General features: G+C 61.3%; 16 protein-coding genes. 11 read left to right on the forward strand and 5 right to left on the reverse strand.

Annotated elements, in window-relative coordinates; translation table 11 throughout:
• Positions 1 to 6 precede the first annotated feature (6 nt).
• The 3 genes from QMG46_RS08760 to QMG46_RS08770 are packed head-to-tail and all read left to right on the forward strand — an operon-like array spanning position 7 to position 2,626.
• Entirely contained in the window at positions 7 to 774 is a 768-nt protein-coding gene (locus tag QMG46_RS08760) for a hypothetical protein (RefSeq protein ID WP_281852124.1), read from the forward strand.
• A 41-nt stretch (positions 775 to 815) separates the two neighbouring features.
• Entirely contained in the window at positions 816 to 1,727 is a 912-nt protein-coding gene (locus tag QMG46_RS08765; protein WP_281852125.1) for a glycosyltransferase family 2 protein, read from the forward strand.
• Positions 1,724 to 2,626, forward strand: a complete 903-nt coding sequence (locus QMG46_RS08770) for a DMT family transporter (RefSeq protein WP_281852126.1) — start codon at positions 1,724 to 1,726, stop codon at positions 2,624 to 2,626. Before QMG46_RS08765 ends, QMG46_RS08770 begins: the two co-directional genes overlap by 4 nt.
• Before the next feature lie 29 nt (positions 2,627 to 2,655).
• Here QMG46_RS08770 and QMG46_RS08775 read toward each other — a convergent pair whose 3' ends face one another.
• The 3 genes from QMG46_RS08775 to QMG46_RS08785 all read right to left on the reverse strand — a co-directional run bounded on the left by QMG46_RS08775 (position 2,656) and on the right by QMG46_RS08785 (position 5,590).
• Positions 2,656 to 3,165, reverse strand: a complete 510-nt coding sequence (locus QMG46_RS08775) for a DUF2127 domain-containing protein (RefSeq protein ID WP_281852127.1) — start codon at positions 3,163 to 3,165, stop codon at positions 2,656 to 2,658.
• A 153-nt stretch (positions 3,166 to 3,318) separates the two neighbouring features.
• On the reverse strand, positions 3,319 to 3,513 hold the full coding sequence (locus QMG46_RS08780) for a YbdD/YjiX family protein (RefSeq protein ID WP_281852128.1): 195 nt from the start codon (positions 3,511 to 3,513) through the stop codon (positions 3,319 to 3,321).
• A gap of 10 nt (positions 3,514 to 3,523) precedes the next feature.
• Positions 3,524 to 5,590: a carbon starvation CstA family protein gene (locus tag QMG46_RS08785; protein ID WP_281852129.1), complete on the reverse strand. Its 2,067-nt coding sequence runs from the start codon at positions 5,588 to 5,590 to the stop codon at positions 3,524 to 3,526.
• Positions 5,591 to 5,775: 185 nt separating this feature from the next.
• Here QMG46_RS08785 and QMG46_RS08790 point away from each other — a divergent pair, with 185 nt between their 5' ends.
• The 6 genes from QMG46_RS08790 (at position 5,776) to QMG46_RS08815 (ending at position 11,223) form a co-directional block, all read left to right on the forward strand.
• The gene (locus QMG46_RS08790) at positions 5,776 to 6,573 is read left to right on the forward strand and encodes a DUF4197 domain-containing protein (protein ID WP_281852131.1); all 798 of its coding nucleotides are present in this window, start codon (positions 5,776 to 5,778) and stop codon (positions 6,571 to 6,573) included.
• A gap of 36 nt (positions 6,574 to 6,609) precedes the next feature.
• Positions 6,610 to 7,149, forward strand: a complete 540-nt coding sequence (gene def, locus QMG46_RS08795) for a peptide deformylase (protein WP_281852132.1) — start codon at positions 6,610 to 6,612, stop codon at positions 7,147 to 7,149.
• A gap of 192 nt (positions 7,150 to 7,341) precedes the next feature.
• Positions 7,342 to 7,695: a hypothetical protein gene (locus QMG46_RS08800; RefSeq protein ID WP_281852133.1), complete on the forward strand. Its 354-nt coding sequence runs from the start codon at positions 7,342 to 7,344 to the stop codon at positions 7,693 to 7,695.
• Complete coding sequence (locus QMG46_RS08805) at positions 7,692 to 9,188, forward strand: zeta toxin family protein (protein WP_281852135.1); 1,497 nt, start codon at positions 7,692 to 7,694, stop codon at positions 9,186 to 9,188. Before QMG46_RS08800 ends, QMG46_RS08805 begins: the two co-directional genes overlap by 4 nt.
• A gap of 362 nt (positions 9,189 to 9,550) precedes the next feature.
• Positions 9,551 to 9,904: a hypothetical protein gene (locus QMG46_RS08810; RefSeq protein WP_281852136.1), complete on the forward strand. Its 354-nt coding sequence runs from the start codon at positions 9,551 to 9,553 to the stop codon at positions 9,902 to 9,904.
• The gene (locus tag QMG46_RS08815; protein ID WP_281852137.1) at positions 9,901 to 11,223 is read left to right on the forward strand and encodes a zeta toxin family protein; all 1,323 of its coding nucleotides are present in this window, start codon (positions 9,901 to 9,903) and stop codon (positions 11,221 to 11,223) included. Before QMG46_RS08810 ends, QMG46_RS08815 begins: the two co-directional genes overlap by 4 nt.
• Positions 11,224 to 11,270: 47 nt before the next feature.
• Here the strand turns inward: QMG46_RS08815 and QMG46_RS08820 are convergent, their stop codons facing one another.
• Together QMG46_RS08820 and QMG46_RS08825 are read right to left on the reverse strand one after the other, a co-directional pair.
• Complete coding sequence (locus QMG46_RS08820) at positions 11,271 to 12,140, reverse strand: class I SAM-dependent methyltransferase (RefSeq protein WP_281852138.1); 870 nt, start codon at positions 12,138 to 12,140, stop codon at positions 11,271 to 11,273.
• Positions 12,137 to 13,009, reverse strand: coding sequence for an alpha/beta fold hydrolase (locus QMG46_RS08825; protein WP_281852139.1), 873 nt, complete (start codon positions 13,007 to 13,009; stop codon positions 12,137 to 12,139). The genes QMG46_RS08820 and QMG46_RS08825 overlap by 4 nt, the downstream gene beginning before the upstream one ends.
• Before the next feature lie 409 nt (positions 13,010 to 13,418).
• Between QMG46_RS08825 and QMG46_RS08830 the strand changes: the two genes are divergently transcribed.
• Both QMG46_RS08830 and QMG46_RS08835 read left to right on the forward strand, forming a co-directional pair.
• Positions 13,419 to 13,877: a BP74-related protein gene (locus QMG46_RS08830; RefSeq protein ID WP_281852140.1), complete on the forward strand. Its 459-nt coding sequence runs from the start codon at positions 13,419 to 13,421 to the stop codon at positions 13,875 to 13,877.
• A 219-nt stretch (positions 13,878 to 14,096) separates the two neighbouring features.
• Entirely contained in the window at positions 14,097 to 16,091 is a 1,995-nt protein-coding gene (locus tag QMG46_RS08835) for an OPT family oligopeptide transporter (RefSeq protein WP_281852141.1), read from the forward strand.
• The last annotated feature ends 115 nt before the right edge of the window (positions 16,092 to 16,206 follow it).

Raw genomic sequence — 16,206 nt, forward strand, 5'->3', positions numbered from 1 at the left:
TAACGCATGTCCCAGCTCCCCTGGTATCTGCGTATCCCGCTTGGCGCGCTGGCGATCACGCTGTGGATCGGCGTGTTCGCCTTGCCGCCCTGGTGGCTCGGATTGCCGTTGCTGCTGGCGCTGGCATTGGGTTCGGCCGTATTGGCATCGCGGCGCCACGAGTGGGCGTTGTGGTGTCGGCGCGCCTTGAAATGGGGCCTGCCTGGTTGGTTGTTCGCCCTGCAGCGAGCCTTGGGTGGCGACCTGCTGGCCTGGGGCGCGGCTCTGCTTGGAGCACTGGTCGGCTTTTCGCTGGTCGCCTTGCTGGAATCCCTGCTGGACCACCGTGTCAGGCGCACACCGCGCACCGCGCCACAGCCCGAATGGAGCGAATGGAGCGAATTGGCGATGGCACCGGTCGGCCCGGTGGCGCATATCGTCGAGCTGGAACCGGCACGCTGGCAGGACGCGAAGGGTCGGCTCGACGATCCCCTCGGCGATTCGGTGGATTATCGGCCGGCTAACGACGAAAGCGGCAGTTACCGTTTCGGCGATGGGCGGACCCTGGAACGTTTGAGTGCGCGCTGTGCTTTCAGCCCTCAGGGCCGCTGGTTCGTGGCCAGCACGCCGCAAGGGCGCGGCGACCTGCTGTGGGATCGGCACGTGGACAAGGTGCACCGTCTGCGCGGCTGGCAACTTTACGGCTGGGACGGCGAGCAACCCTGGCTGGCGCGCGGTCTCGACGGCGCTCCGGCGCGGCTGCACGAAGTGCTTGGTGACAAACCAAGCGATTGAGGCACGTGCTCCATGCGCGGACTATCGCGCATAATTGGCAAGTGAGTACCCCCACCCCAAGCCCCGGCGCGTCCCCCGCCGTCAGCATCATTGTCGTTTCCGCCGATAGCGGAGCGTCGTTGCGCGAATGTGCGCGACGCGCGCTTGCCTGCACGTTGCCGCTGCAGTTCATCCTGATCGACAACGATTCGCACGACGGCATACCGCAGGCGATCGAGCGCGATCATCAAGGCGACGAGCGCCTGCTGGTGATCTACAACGGCGCCAATCTCGGTTTCGGGCCGGCAATTAATCGCGCCGCGGCCAAGGCCTCCGGCGACACGCTATTGGTGCTCAATCCCGATTGCCTGCTCGAAGACGATACGCTGCAGCGCCTGCTCGATCATCTCGAGCAGACTCCCAAGGCCGGCGTCATCGGTGCAGTCGTATGCGATGAAAGCGGCCACGCCGATCCGGCGTCGTTCCGGCGCGACCCCTTGCTTGCGCGATCGTTGCGCACCTTGATCGGTGCCGAAGGCGAGGGCGTCAATATCGCGGGGCCGGCGCCTGATCGCATGGTGCAGACGGAGGCCGTTTCCGGCGCCTTGATGCTGATGCCACGCGATGTGTTCCGCCGCATCGACGGTTTCGACGAAGCCTATTTCCTGCATTGCGAAGACCTGGATATCTGCCGTCGCGTGCGCGACGCCGGCTATGAAGTGTGGCTGGCCGGGGACGTGCGTGTACTGCATGGCAAGGGCACCTCGAGCCGGCACCGGCCGGTCTTCGTCAGTTGGTACAAGCATCGCGGCATGTGGCGCTGGTTCCGCAAGTTCGATCCGGCGGCGCGTAACCCGCTGCTCGTTGCGATCGTGTGGCTGGGCATCTGGGCACATTTTCTGTTGAAGATACCGGGGCAATGGTGGCGATTGGCTAAGCGCAAGCGGCGCGTCGCCAGCGATGTGACGGCATGAGCGAGCCGCAGGCACGAGGCGCGACCCTCGCGACACTGGGCTTGATGGCGGTTACGGCCATCTGGGGTTCGACCTTTTTCCTGATCAAGGACCTGGTCGGCCGCCTGCCGGCCGCGGATTTTCTCGCGATACGTTTTCTGATCGCCGCCGTGGCAATGTTGCTGCTTTTTTTCCGGCCCTTGCTGCGCCTGAGTGCGCGCGAGTGGTGGCAGGGCCTGTTGTTGGGCGCGGTCTATGGTGTCGGTCAGCTGTTGCAAACGAACGGCCTGGAACACACCGACGCCAGCATCAGCGGTTTTGCCACGGGCATGTATGTGGTTTTCACGCCATTGCTGGCTACGGTTCTGCTGCGTCAGCGATTACCGTCGATTGCCTGGATCGCCGTGCTGCTGTCGCTGGGCGGTTTGGCCGTATTGGCGTTGCGTGGTTTGAGCCTCGGTTATGGCGTGTGGATCACGCTCGCGTCGGCGGTGCTGTATGGCCTGCACATCGTGGGCTTGGGGCAGTGGTCCAGGCCGGGTAGCGCGTTTGCCTTGTCGACCGTGCAGATGTTTGCGATATCCGCGATTTGCCTGCTTGCGACCCTGCCGCATGGCCCGCGTTTGCCGCCCGATACGAATGCGTGGATCGCCGTCGTCTATATGGCGTTGGCGGCGGGCGCCGGCGCGATGCTGATGCAGACCTGGGCACAGGCCCATCTCAGCGCCACGCGTGCGGCCATCGTGATGACGCTGGAGCCGGTCTTTGCAGCGGGGTTTGCGGTGGCCTTCGGTGGCGAGGCGTTTACGTGGCGTATGCTGGTCGGCGGCTTGTTGATTCTGGCCGCGATGTATCTGGTGGAACTGGCGCCGCGCAGAAAGGCCGAACCTTCGGCTGAGGTCCTGCATCACGAAGTTTGATGGGGCGGCTTCGGTTATTCGAAGTTCTCTTACGCCGTGGTCTTCACCGGCTTCTTGCGCGGTTGCATCGCGATACGCACCAGATAGATAACGATGGCGATATTGCCGATCAGTACGGCCAGCTTGATCCAGTTGAAGCGCTCGATCACTTCGTAAAGCTCGACCGGAATCAGCGAGCCGGTAGCGATCACGGTAAACCACTCCGCCCAATGCTTGCGCAGCCACAGGCCGGTACCCTCGGTCGCGAAAATCGCCGCGTAAGCGAGTGCCACCAGCCCGATCGCGACAAACTTGCTCGGTCCCCATTCTTGCAGGGTCGCGACGAGCTTCCAGCGCAGGCTGTTGCTGTCGGTCAGGGACAGATGCTCCAGCCAGGTCACCAAGCGCGCAAAGTTCTCTTCGCGATCCAGGCGGAAGGCGAAAATGGCGATGGCGATCAGGCCGACCGTCTTGACCGCCTTGTAGATCGCAATGATGCGCAAGCCAAGGTTGTGCTGCGGCTCGATCGGCGGGATCGGCTCAGGGTGGGTCTGGGACATGGAGTACCGGATCAGCGGGGGACCACTATTGTCCCGGCCGGGGCGTGAATAGGGAATATGCCGGGAGGGGCAAGTGACGGGCGGCAAGGGGGTGAGAAACGCGTCGGACACGGTATCCGCTCGATTCTCACCCCCTCTTTACTCGGGCCTCACCTAGCAGCAACGGCCTCCGGTTCCCTTGTATCGGGCCACCTGCCGCTCACGAAAGAACTCTTTGTAACTGGGCACCTCCCGCTCAGGGTGGTGCTCGCGCAGGTGCTTGACGTAGACGTCGTAGTCGGGAACCCCGCAGCAGAGGCGAGCGGTTTGCACCGCCCACTTTCCGATGGCTTGCAGATCGATGTTCATATCGGCTCCTTCAGCGGGCCACGCTGGTCACGGCCACGTAGGGTTCTTCGTGCGCCGTCGGGTGATTTTCGCGCCATGCCCGGATCATCGAGCGCAGCGCGAACAGGGTCATCGTTATCACCAGCAGCATGAACAGGGCGGTGAGCGCCATGTCCACCCGGTTATTGGTGATGATCCGCTGCATTTCCTCGGCAGTCTTGGCCGGTGCGAGCAGCTTGCCGGCCTGCAACGCATCGGCGTACTTCTGGGCGGCAGCGGTGAAGCTGATCGGCCCGGACAGCTTCTGCCAGCCCGCGGCCAGAGTGCAGGTCACCAGCCAGATCGCCGGAATACCAGGGACCCATACATAGCGTTCGCGCTTGAGCTTGACGATGACCACCGTGGCGAGCATCAGCGCGATCGCCGCCAGCATCTGGTTGGCGATGCCGAACAAGGGCCACAAGGTGTTGATGCCGCCGAGCGGATCGACTGCGCCCTGGTAGAGGAAATACCCCCACAGACCGACGCAGATCACCGTGGCAAGCAGGTTGCTGGTCCACGATTCGGTCTTTTTCAGCGGCGCGTAGATCAGGCCGGCGATTTCCTGAATCATGAAGCGGCCCACGCGCGTACCCGCATCTACCGTGGTCAGGATGAATAGCGCTTCGAACAGGATCGCGTAGTGGTACCAGAAGGCCATCATGCCTTCGCCCGGAATGATCCCATGCAGCAGTTGCGCCATGCCGACCGCAAGCGTCGGCGCGCCGCCGGCGCGGCTGAGGATGCTGCTTTCGCCGATGTTCTTGGCGGTATTGAGCAACTCGTCCGGCGTGACCACGAAGCCCCACTGGCTGATCGTCGTTGCTGCCTGTTGCGCGGTAGTACCGATCAAGGCGCCCGGCGAGTTCATTGCGAAGTACACGCCCGGATGCAGCGACGACGCAGCGATCAGGGCCATGATGGCGACGAAGGCCTCCATCAACATGCCGCCATAACCGACCATGCGTGCCTCGCCCTCATTGGCGAGCAGTTTCGGCGTGGTGCCCGAGGCGATGATCGAGTGCCAGCCCGATACCGCGCCGCAGGCGATCGTGATGAACAGGAACGGGAACAGGTTGCCCTGGAACACCGGGCCGGTGCCGTCGATGAACTTGGTGATCGGCGGCATCTGCAAGGTCGGTGCGGCCAGAAAAATCGCCAGCGCGAGCAGGGCGATGGTGCCGATCTTGAGGAAGGTGGACAGGTAGTCGCGCGGCGCCAGCAACAGCCATACCGGCAGGACCGAGGCGCAGAAGCCGTACGCGATCAGCAGCCAGGCCAGCGCCTTGGGATCGAAGTCGAAGGCCGGCGCCCAGCTCGAGGTCGAGACGATCGAACCGGACCAGATCGACACCAGCAGCAGCACGATACCGATGATCGACACCTCCAGAATCCGCCCCGGTCGGAACCAGCGCAGATAGATACCCATCAGCAGCGCGATCGGGATCGTGCATGCCACGGTAAACGTACCCCATGGGCTGTGCGTCAGCGCCTTGACCACCACCAGCGCCAGCACCGCCAGCACGATCATCATCAGGACGAGCACGCCGAACATGGCCACGACGCCGGCAACCGGTCCCAGTTCGTCGCGCAGCATGTTGCCGAGCGAGCGGCCGTCGCGGCGAAGCGACAGGCCCAGGATCATGAAGTCCTGCACGGCGCCGGCAAAGATCACGCCGAAGATGATCCACAGCGTGCCGGGCACGTAGCCCATCTGTGCGGCCAGCACTGGGCCGACCAGGGGGCCGGCGCCGGCGATGGCGGCAAAGTGGTGGCCGAACACCACCCATTTGTCGGTCGGTACATAGTCCAGACCATCGTTGCGCAGCACCGCGGGGGTGGCGCGACTGGGGTCCATCTTCAACACCTTCGTGTCGATGAACTTGCTGTAGAAACGGTAGCCGATGACGAACAGGCCGATCGAGGCGGCGACCAGCCAGATCGCATTGATCGGCTCGCCCCGGCGCAATGCGACGACGCCAAGGCACCAGGCGCCGATAATGGCAATGACGGCCCAGAGCAATTTCGCTGCCGTGCCGTTGTGAGTTGTGGTTTGCATGGATGGAGCTCCCCGGGAGATGCCGTAACAGGTTCGTCCCGGCGCTGGCGGGGGTCAAGCCGCAGGGCCGCACCGGGCATTAGCTATTGGTCGAATAGATGACAGCCCGTTTCGCTGCCCTGCAAACATTCGGGTAACACCTCGTCGGCGTAGACTGAGAGCCCCGCATTGCTTAAGGAAGACCCATGCGTCCGACAAAACGTAGTGTTGCCACCGGCCTTGCGCTTGTCCTGCTGATCGCTCCACTCGCCGGTTCGGCATTTCAATTCAAGGATTTGCTCAACAAGGCCAAGTCCGCTACGCAGCAAAGCACCTCCGGCCAGCCCAATGGCGTGAACCTGCCCAATAGCGATGTGGCCGCCGGTCTGAAAGAGGCTCTGGCAAAGAGCACCACCGATGCCATCAATACCTTGGGCCGTAACGACGGCTTCTGGAACAATCCCAAGGTACGCATTCCGTTACCCGGCAAGCTGGAACAGGCCGGTAACCTGGCGCGCAAGATGGGGCAGGGGGCGAAGGTCGACGAATTTCAGCTGAGCATGAACCGCGCCGCCGAGAAAGCCGTGCCTCAGGTCGCCGACCTGTTCGGTGATGCGATTCGCAAGATGACCCTCGACGATGCGCGCGGCATTCTTACTGGCGGCGATCATGCCGCCACCGATTATTTCCGCCGCGTCGCCGGTCCTGCGCTGACCGAGCGTATTCGCCCAATCGTGTCCAAGACCACCGACAGCGTTGGCGTCACCCAGAAGTACAAGGCGTTTACCTCCGGTAGCGGTGGCGGCGCGTTGGGTGGCAGCCTGGGCAAGCTGAGTAGCTTGGGCGGCAAGAGTGGTGGTTCCAGCTCGCTGGATCTTGATGACTACGTCACCAAGGAAACGCTGGATGGCTTGTTCGCCACGATCGGCGATCAGGAAAAATCCATTCGCGATAATCCGGCGCAGCAAACCACCTCACTATTGAAAAAGGTGTTCGGCAAATAAACGTTTCGATCTACCGGTGAAACTCAAGAGATATCCATGATCCACGAGATTCTGAAAATGGGCGATCCTCGGCTGCTACGCATCGCACCGCCGGTGCCGCAGTCGATGATCGGAAGCCCCGAGCTGGACACCCTGATTGCCGACATGTTCGAGACCATGCATCACGCCAGCGGCGTCGGGCTGGCTGCGCCACAGATCGGCGTCGATCTGCAACTGGTGATCTTCGGCTTCAACAGCTCCGAGCGTTATCCCGATGCGCCACCCGTGCCGCAAACCATTCTGATCAATCCGGTGATCACGCCGTTGTCGCAGGACATGGAAGAAGGCTGGGAAGGTTGCCTCTCGGTGCCGGGGCTGCGTGGCGCAGTCAATCGCTACACCCTGATTCGCTACGAAGGCATCGATCCCAAAGGCGAGCGTATCGAACGCACTGCTGAGGGATTCCACGCACGGGTGGTGCAGCACGAGTGCGACCACCTGATCGGGCGCCTGTATCCGTCGCGCATTACCGATTTTGCCAAGTTCGGTTACACCGAAGTGCTGTTCCCGGGCATGGACCCGAACGCGGACGACTGAAGGAAAAGCCGTTCCTGATCACCATTTCGGCCTTGGCCGGGATGGTGATCTTTTGTGCCGAAATGCCTGGGTCGATCAAAATTCCGGACATGCATCGCAGTGTGTGCGATGAGGTATTGCGATCATCTTGTGTTGTGTGGACGTGTTGCATTTAACACTTTAACTGTTATCTAAAATGGACGCTGACTATCTATGAATACGGTTGCCTCACCACCCGTACCGAAGAAATTGCATGACATGTTCGTGTCATACCCAGGTCATCTGGCAAAACTGGATCGGGTATTGCATGACGCCGTAGCCCATCCATCTGCCGGTGTGCCTGTTTTTGAACAGGCTTTATGGGCGATTGAAGAAGCGCTCAGTTCGTTTGTCGGCGACGCCCAGGCTGAGGCCAGTGCGGCCGAGGCGTCCGGCAATCAGGCCAACATCGAACGTGCCCGTCAGAAACTCAAGCTGATGCAGGCTGCGACGTTCAAGCATGTATGGGTTGGCGACCAGGACCTCTGGGCTTTTTTCCACGGTGCATCTGACAAGGGTGTTGTATGACCGAGCTGACGAAAGAGGAGCATGACAAGATTTTCAGGGAGCAGATCGCCCCGAATCTGGATGGTGCGACCTCGCAGGAGAAGCCGCACGCCATCATTCTTGCCGGCCAGCCTGGGGCTGGAAAGGGCGGCGTAGCGTCTGCCGCCATGCGTGAGCTCGGTGAGAACGCGGTGGTCGTCGACCCGGACCAGATGCGCGACTTCTACCCGAACGTGCGTGCTTTGAAAGCAGAGAGCCCTTACGCCTGGGCCGATGAAACGCATGCGGATGCCAGCAAGTGGGCGGGAGAGTTTCGCTCGGCGGCGATCGACCAGAAAAAGAATCTCATCATCGATACCACGCTGGGTAAATACGAGAGCGCATCGAGGCTGGTCGGTGAGTTGCGCGATAAAGGCTATACCGTTGAAGTGCGTGCCCTGGCCACCCATCGACTCGAAAGCGAGCTTGGCGTAGAAGCGCGTTTTTCCAAGACCATGGGTGTGGAAGGGCATGGTCGGTATGTTCCTGCAGCCATCCAGGAGCAGGTTTATGCCAAGCTGCCCGATAACCTGGACAAGCTCAAAGCCGTCGACAATGTGCCGATTCGCATCTTCAATCGAGAAGGCCAGGAGCTCTACGACAGCGCGAAGCAAAGCACCGCGCCGAGCGTGACGCTGCAGTCGGCACGCGCTGGCAGATTGGACGATGTCACGCGTTCGGCCGAAATCGCACGAGGTTGGCAGCAGCAGGTGAGCTGGCACCAGGGCGCCACCAAGACGCTGGAAGGCATCCCTGGCGTCGAACCGAAAACGGTCGCGAAGTTCGTCCAGGAGCGGGAGACTTTCGGCGTCGTTGAGCGCTTGAACATAGGCTCTCACGAAGCTGAGGCCAATCTGCGCAGGCTCACTGCGCCGGTCGCCAGCACATCGCAGTCGCAGGACCCGACGCACGACCGCGGTCCGAGTTCAGGTCCATCGGGCCCGGGATCGGGCCCGAGTTCTTCAAGCCCGGGCAGTCAACCCGGTACGTCCGGAAGCACATCGTCGCCGAAGCAACCCGATGCGCCGACTCATGGCGGTGCGTCATCTTCCTCTTCCGGCGGTACGGTGCTTGGTCTGGACCACGCCTCGCATCCCGATCATGCGATCTACAAGCAGGCCCTCGATCATGTGCATGAGCTGGACAAGTCCAAAGGGCATACGCCCGATGTGCACAGTGACAATCTGGCCGCGGCGCTGACCGTGGCGGCACGCAACAATGGGATGGAGCGAATCGATCGCATTGCGCTTGACGATAAGGGGGCTACCGTGGTGGCCGCTCAAGGTCAGGTGGCCCTGGGTAACTTCGACAAGTTCGCGCGCGTCGACACCATGCAGGGGTTGAACACGCCGGTAGCGGAGACCTCGGCAAAGTGGCCGCAAGCCATGGAGGCCTTCAAACAGCAGCAACAGTCGCAAACGCAGACACAGGCGCAACCCCAGCAAGTTCAGGCGCAACATACCGCAAAGGTATAAGCGTCGCCGGCCCACGGGGCATAACCCGTGGGCTGGCCTCGCCTGTGGCAAGGCCAGCTCCAGGCAAGCGTCGAGCCTGCCTTGCCGGATCCGATGAGAGCGAGAGGGCCGGGTGCTGGACGGTTTCTGTCCGTCAGGCGGTGTACTGGGCGATTTTTAAGGTGGCCCGGGAGATTGTCACCGGTAATAGGGTGTGAAAATATAAACCCGCTACCGCGTTGCGTTTTTTTACCTGCACCATGTTCCAGCGCAACGTGCTTCTGGATGATTTTGTTGATTTATCTTCCGTGATCCGGAGGTGGCTTCACGTGTTTGTGCGTCGCGTCTTCTCGCTTTGATGATTATCAAAAGGGATATTGACTATGAATACGATTGCTTCGCCGCCCGTGCCGAAAAATCTACGCGACCGGCTTGCTGCCTATCCCGCTTATCTGACAAAGCTGGAATGGCTGTTGCATCACGCGGTATCGCACCCATCCGCTGGCGTACCCGTTTTCGAACAAGCGTTATGGGCTATTGAAGAGGGATTAAGTTCGTTTGTCGGCGATGCCCAGGCCGAGCTCGATGCCGCGCGCGCCTCCGGCGATGCCGCGCATGTGGCTTACGCCGAGGAGAAGTTGAAGCTGCTGCAGCGTGCGACGTTCAAGCAGGTGTGGATCGGCGACGAAGAACTCTGGGCGTATTTCCACGATGCATCCGATAAGGACATTTTATGAGCAAGCTTGACGCCGAGCTGCACAAAAAGATCTTTGACGAGCAGATCGTTACGGTATTGAACGATGTGGGATCGCAAGACAAGCCGCGAGCCGTCATTCTGGCAGGCCAGCCCGGGGCCGGTAAGGGGGCTGTAGCGGCGGCCGCGCTGCACGAATTCGGCGGCCACGCGGTGGTCGTCGATCCAGATCAGATGCGCGATTTCTATCCCGATGTGCGCGGTTTGAAGGCACGTAATCCTTATTCGTGGGCCGATCAGACGCATGAGGATGCAAGCCAGTGGGCGAAAGAGCTTCGTGCCGCGGCGATAGGTCAGCAGAAAAATCTCATCATCGATACCACCTTGGGTAAGTATGAGAGCGCGGCGGAACTCGTTTCCGAACTGCACAAGAAAGGCTACGAGGTCGAAGTGCGCGCCCTGGCAACGCACCGGCTGGAAAGCGAGCTGGGCGTGGAAGCGCGCTTCGCGATGACGATGGGTACGGAGGGGCACGGACGGTATGTTCCGGCGCACATCCAGGAGGAGGTTTATGCCAAGTTGCCGGGCAATCTGGACCAGCTTCGCAAGAATGATGGTGTGCCCATCCGGATTTTTGATCGAGAAGGCAGGGAGCTCTACGACAGCAAGAAGCAGGATGCGACACCTGGAGCATCGTTGAAGGCGGAGCGCGAGCATCGGCTGGAAAGTGTCGACCGATCTCGCCAGCTTGCCGAGGGCTGGAGCAGCCAGGTGGCCTGGCATGCGGGTGCGAAGACCAAGCTGGAAGGTATCCCGGACGTCAAGCCGGCGACGGTGGCCAAGTTTCTGGAGCAGCGCGAAGAGTTCGGCATCGTGCGTCGCACGTCGGAGAGGGCTGCCGAAGCGCAGACGAATCTGCACCGGTTGGCGCCTCCGACCATGGCCGCATCGTCGTCAACAGTTGCACCTGTTCGTCTGGACAATAGTGCGCATCCCGATCACGCGATGTACAAGCAGGCCTTGGGTTGGGTGCAGGCAATGGACAAGAAATATGCGCACCCGTCGGATGAGCGCAGTTCCAATCTGGCAGCCTCGCTGACCGTGGCCGCGCGCGCAAGCGGTATGGAGCGGATCGACGGGGTGGCGCTCAATGCCGACCGCAGCAAGGTCGTCGCCGCTCAGGGTCAACCATCGATGGGCAACTTCAACAAGTTTGCCGCGGTAGACACCGTAAAGGGTTTGGATACGCCTTTGGCCGAAAGCTCGAGAAGGTGGCCGTTTGCCATGGAGAGGTTTCAGCAACAACAACCGGCCCAGGCCGAACCATCGCAAGCTCAGACGCATCTTCGGGCCAAGCTGTAGCAGTGAGGACAGAGGGCGCCAGCATCACTGGCGCCCTTTGCGTTACATCAGGGGACCTCGAAATGAAGAAAATAGATTTCCGGCGACGGTATCAGGCCGTCATGCCGGGACGCGAAATAGCGCGCCCGCTGCGCATCCGGAGAAAGGCTTTCGCGTAGCTTCAGACCCAGGCTCTGGGCGCGCGCAATGAAGCTGCCCGGATCGAAGTCGCTGATCATCGGCTCGCCGCGCTTGCGCGTGAAGCGCTCGGTCTTTTCGAACGTAGCCAGATAGTCCGTCGCAATGAACTGTCTGCTGACCCGTATGTCCAGCACCAGCTGCGAACCGGACGCGAAGTATTTGGCGATGTCGCCGATTAGTGCGAACAACGCGGTTTCGTTGATGTAGTAGGACACGCCAAGCAGTGAAATGAACGAGGTCGACTGAAAAGGAAAGCCGTGCGTGCCTAATGCCTCAGCCAGAGGCGTGGCCTGCAGGTCGACGGGAATGAATCGAACGTTGTCAGGGATGGCTACAGCCAGCTTTTTGAGTTTGGCCAGCTTCTGCGCCTGGCTGTCTGGATGATCGACTTCCCAGATGTGCAGGCGTTCGGGCGATGGGTTCTGTCGCAGCGCGTAGGAATCCAGGCCCGCACCCAGGATGACGTATTGGATATCGCCGCCTGACGCTTGGGCGAGCTTTTCTTCCACATAGCGCGCTCGCCCCAGAATATTGCCCTGCACGGGTCGCAATGCGGCCAGCAGGTGGCCGAACACCAGCCAGCTGAGCATGCGGCTGCGACAGATGCGCCGCCACGCCGCACTGGTGAGTTCGATCGCCCAGGGATCGTCCACTATCAGCGGCGAGTCGTAGATCCGGTGTCTGGCGCGCACAGCGGCAACGGCTTCGGCGGTCTTGCTGGCCTGGCCCGATTTCATGCCATGACACCGAGGTGCTCATACGGCCCGCAGTTGGCCTCATGGCTAATGTCGCGGCCGGCGAAGAAGTCTTCGCAAAGCCGGCTTACTGTATCGAATTGCTCCAGGTTAGCCAGATGGTCGGCGTGCTTGATCAGCGTGTAGTGGGCCGAAGGCAACAGCTGCGCTACTTCGCGACAGTATTCGGGGCGGGTGTAACTGTCGTATTCGCCGGTAAAGATCAGAAACGGAAGGTGAGCGCAGTCGCTGTAGTTCAGATGCGGCGTGTTGATCATGCGCAAGGTATTTTCGACATAGTTCTTGCGCCGCACGGCGCTCAGCTTCGAGATGCCGATACGCAGGAGCTTCTGTGCGAGCCGACTGTTCTGGATGTCGTCCTGCTTGTCCGTACACAGGAACATGCGGGTGAACAGGGCGATCGCCTGCTCGCGGTCTTCACTCTGCATGATGCGGATCGATGCGAGCGTATCGTCCATGACGGCGTCGGGAATCCGCTTCATGGTGCCGGCGAGAATCACCCGGTCGACCTGCTCCGGGTACTTGTTGGCAAAGAGATAGGTGATCGGCGTGCCGTAGGAAACCGCCTTGATATGCACGCGCGCAATACCGAGCGAATCGAGCAGGTGCTTGAGGCAGTCGGCAAGAAATTCCATCGGGTAACCACGGGGCAGGGTATCGCTTTCGCCCATGCCGGGCAGGTCGCAGACCACGACCCGGAAGGTCTTGTTGTAGTAATCGAGATAATTATCCCAGGAGTTGAGGCTTTGCAATGCGCCGCCCAGAATGACCAGCCATTCGCCCTGAGGTTTATCGCTCAGCTTGTAACGATAGCGAAATCCTCGAAAATCGAGCTCGCCAAGGATGGACATATGCCGCTCCAATGGTTGGGCAGTCAGCGTGATGTAGGCTCGGTTATTAGCGGGCGAACAGTGAGTGCGTGGCGTTCGGCATTCACATAATGCGATTACATATTTTTAGAAGCTATTGAATTGTGATTTTGGTCAAAATAATGCATGCCATTTATTGGAGTGGCGCCCTCTGCGTGAGGCGATGGCCCGAATGGAGTGATTCGCTGCCTCAGGACATATTCGAATACCGGTCATTCTGAAATCTATTTTTTGCCCTACAGGAAAATCTCGAACTGGGCACGAACCTCCTGCGGGCTTTTGCCTATCTTCTTGCAGGCAATCCCCTCGTCTGCTCGTACGCTCCGTACGTCTCAAGCACATCGGGCACGGATTGCGTTTTTCTCTTATTCGGTCACAAGGAATCTAGACCATGATGCGCAAGAAATTTTTTGCGGCAGCGATCCTTTTCGCTTCGTGTATTTCCGGTTCGGCCCTCGCGGCAGGCCAACAGATCAACGAGCCGGTCGCTCCCGGCACTCGCTACTTCTCCTTTGTCACGACCGGGGCTCCTTTTCGGGAGCCGCACGAATTCATTTTCGGGACGGCCGATCCGGTGCTGCAGGACAAGATCGTATCCATCATCAATGGAACGCCCGCGTTCGAGCAGCGCGTCAAGGGAAGGATCGTTCGGGGGCGTGCCGCGTACAACGAAGCGTGGCCATTCCACCTCGACCCGGATTCGATCGAACTGTTCGGCTACAGCACCGAGCTTTGCGATGCGGTGCCGATGGAGATCGAGGAACACCTTTCCGAGGTGGGTGGCTCCTACCTGCCCGGTAACGAGTGGTGCCCCTGGAGCATGCGCCTGGTGCGCGAAGTGAAGATATAAGCGGAAATCGCCGCATCGTGGGCTGGCTGCCCACGGTGCGACGACGCCGGGCGTTGGTGTTACTGCCCGGGCTGGGTATGCTCTGGGGTATGCCGGGTCGGCGCGGGGTGTCCGCGATCGACGGGGAGCAGGCGATAGGCGCGGGCCTCGGGTTCGTTCGCCAGGTAGGGTGTCGCAGCTTTCAATCCGCGTTTTTCGCCCAGCCGAGGATATCTATTTGTGAGCGCAAACCTTCCGCCCGTTGACGACAACCGTACTGAGCTGACCGCTCGCGGCGTGATCCTGGGTGTGGTCATCACCGTGGTATTCACGGCGGCCAACGTGTTCTTCGGCCTGAAGGCCGGCCTGACCTTCGCCACCTCGATCCCGGCAGCGGTGATTTCGATGGCGATCCTGCGCTACTTCAAGGGCGCGACGGTGCAGGAAAACAACATCGTGCAGACGATCGCCTCGGCGGCCGGCACCTTGTCCTCGATCATCTTCGTGCTGCCCGGCCTGATCATGATCGGCTGGTGGACCGGCTTTCCCTACTGGGTGTCGTTTGCCATCTGCGCCTTGGGCGGCATTCTGGGCGTGATGTATTCGATCCCGCTGCGGCGCGCGCTGGTGACCCTGTCCGACCTGCCGTATCCGGAGGGCGTGGCCTGTGCCGAAGTGCTCAAGGTCGGCGGCGGTGAAGATGCCAGCGCCGATTCCGATGCCGAGAACAAGGCTGGCCTGATGGCCATGGTGTGGGGCTCGGTGGTGGCGGCGGTGTTTGCGGTCGTGGTGCAGACGAAGGTGTTTGCCAGCGACGTGGCGCAGTACTTCAAGCTCAACGACCGTGGCTCGGTGAGCGGTTACGACTTCAATCTGTCCTTCGCGCTGTTTGCTGTGGGCCACCTGGTCGGCCTGTGGGTCGGCGTGGCGATGCTGGTTGGTGCGATCATCGGTTGGGGCTGGGCGGTGCCGCATTACTCAGGGCTCGCTGCGGTTGTCGGCGCGGCGGCGGATGTGGCCCAGGAGACCTGGAGCCACAAGGTGCGCTTCCTCGGCGCCGGTACCATCGGTGTTGCCGCGATCTGGACGCTGCTCAAGCTAGTCAAGCCGGTGGTCAGTGGTCTGGCCGGTGCCATGGCCGCCGCACGCGTGCGTGCAGCCGGTAACGCGCATACCTTGCCGCGCACCGAGCAGGACATGCCGATCGGTATCGTCGCGCTGATCACCGTGCTGTGTCTGGCGCCGATTGGCTGGCTGCTGGGCAGCTTCGGCGCGGGTGCCGGGCTGGGCTCGTCGCTGACCACGCTGGTGATCGGTGGCGTGGCCTTCGTGGTGCTGATGAGCTTCTTCGTGTCGGCGGTGTGCGGCTACATGGCCGGCCTGATCGGTTCGTCCAATAGCCCGCTGTCGGGCGTGGGCATCCTGGTGGTGCTGGCCGCGGCCATGCTGCTGGTCGCAGGGGTCAAGCCGCATTTGCCGCCGGAAAGCGGCAAGGCCCTGGTGGCCTTCGCGCTGTTCGTCACGGCGGTGGTATTCGCGGTGGCGGCGATCGCCAATAACAACCTGCAGGATCTCAAGACCGGTCAGTTGGTCGATGCGACGCCGTGGAAGCAGCAGGTGGCGCTGGTGATCGGCGTGCTGGCCGGTGCGGTGATCATTCCGCCGGTGCTGGACCTGCTCAACCACGCCTACGGCTTTGCCGGTGTTCCGGGGGCCGATCCCGCCAAGGCCCTGGCCGCTCCGCAGGCCGGATTGATTTCGGCCCTGGCGCAGGGCGTGATCGAAAACAATATCGACTGGAGCCTGATCGCCGTCGGCGCGGTTATCGGCGTGGTCATCATCGTGCTCGATGCCGTGCTGGGAGCCACGACCAAGTCGGTGCGTCTGCCCGCGTTGGCTGTCGGCCTGGGCATCTACCTGCCGACCTCGACGACCTTGATGGTGGTGGTCGGTGCCCTGGTGGGTGCGTACTTCGACCATCGTGCCGACCGCGGCCCGAAGCCGGAGGCGACCAAGCAACTGGGCGTGCTGCTGGCCTCGGGCATGATCGTGGGCGAGAGCCTGATCCTGGTCTTGATCGCCGCTATCGTGGCCTTCACCAGCAATGCTGCACCCTTGGCCCTGGTCGGCGACAGCTTCGCGGTACCGGCCGTATGGATCGGCGGCATCGCGTTTGCGGCGGTTATGTTCGTGCTGTATCGCTGGATCAGCCGGTTGGCGCTGGGCAAGGCTTAAGCCTGGGCAATGCATGCCGTCTAAGAAGGGAGCGGCTAAACACCGCTCCTTTTTTTGTCCGGGGCGAGTGGAAATGTCATTTAGCTATGTGACGATGAAGCCTACGGGGGCCTGA

The organism is Dyella sp. GSA-30 (genome assembly GCF_027924605.1).
GTDB lineage: Bacteria > Pseudomonadota > Gammaproteobacteria > Xanthomonadales > Rhodanobacteraceae > GSA-30.

Coding starts and splice junctions, on each gene's coding strand:
- QMG46_RS08760 (WP_281852124.1), top strand. CDS start 7: ATGTCCCAGCTCCCCTGGTATCTGCGTATCCCGCTTGGCGCGCTGGCG.
- QMG46_RS08770 (WP_281852126.1), top strand. CDS start 1,724: ATGAGCGAGCCGCAGGCACGAGGCGCGACCCTCGCGACACTGGGCTTG.
- QMG46_RS08775 (WP_281852127.1), bottom strand. CDS start 3,165: ATGTCCCAGACCCACCCTGAGCCGATCCCGCCGATCGAGCCGCAGCAC.
- QMG46_RS08780 (WP_281852128.1), bottom strand. CDS start 3,513: ATGAACATCGATCTGCAAGCCATCGGAAAGTGGGCGGTGCAAACCGCT.
- QMG46_RS08785 (WP_281852129.1), bottom strand. CDS start 5,590: ATGCAAACCACAACTCACAACGGCACGGCAGCGAAATTGCTCTGGGCC.
- QMG46_RS08790 (WP_281852131.1), top strand. CDS start 5,776: ATGCGTCCGACAAAACGTAGTGTTGCCACCGGCCTTGCGCTTGTCCTG.
- def (WP_281852132.1), top strand. CDS start 6,610: ATGATCCACGAGATTCTGAAAATGGGCGATCCTCGGCTGCTACGCATC.
- QMG46_RS08800 (WP_281852133.1), top strand. CDS start 7,342: ATGAATACGGTTGCCTCACCACCCGTACCGAAGAAATTGCATGACATG.
- QMG46_RS08805 (WP_281852135.1), top strand. CDS start 7,692: ATGACCGAGCTGACGAAAGAGGAGCATGACAAGATTTTCAGGGAGCAG.
- QMG46_RS08810 (WP_281852136.1), top strand. CDS start 9,551: ATGAATACGATTGCTTCGCCGCCCGTGCCGAAAAATCTACGCGACCGG.
- QMG46_RS08815 (WP_281852137.1), top strand. CDS start 9,901: ATGAGCAAGCTTGACGCCGAGCTGCACAAAAAGATCTTTGACGAGCAG.
- QMG46_RS08820 (WP_281852138.1), bottom strand. CDS start 12,140: ATGAAATCGGGCCAGGCCAGCAAGACCGCCGAAGCCGTTGCCGCTGTG.
- QMG46_RS08825 (WP_281852139.1), bottom strand. CDS start 13,009: ATGTCCATCCTTGGCGAGCTCGATTTTCGAGGATTTCGCTATCGTTAC.
- QMG46_RS08830 (WP_281852140.1), top strand. CDS start 13,419: ATGATGCGCAAGAAATTTTTTGCGGCAGCGATCCTTTTCGCTTCGTGT.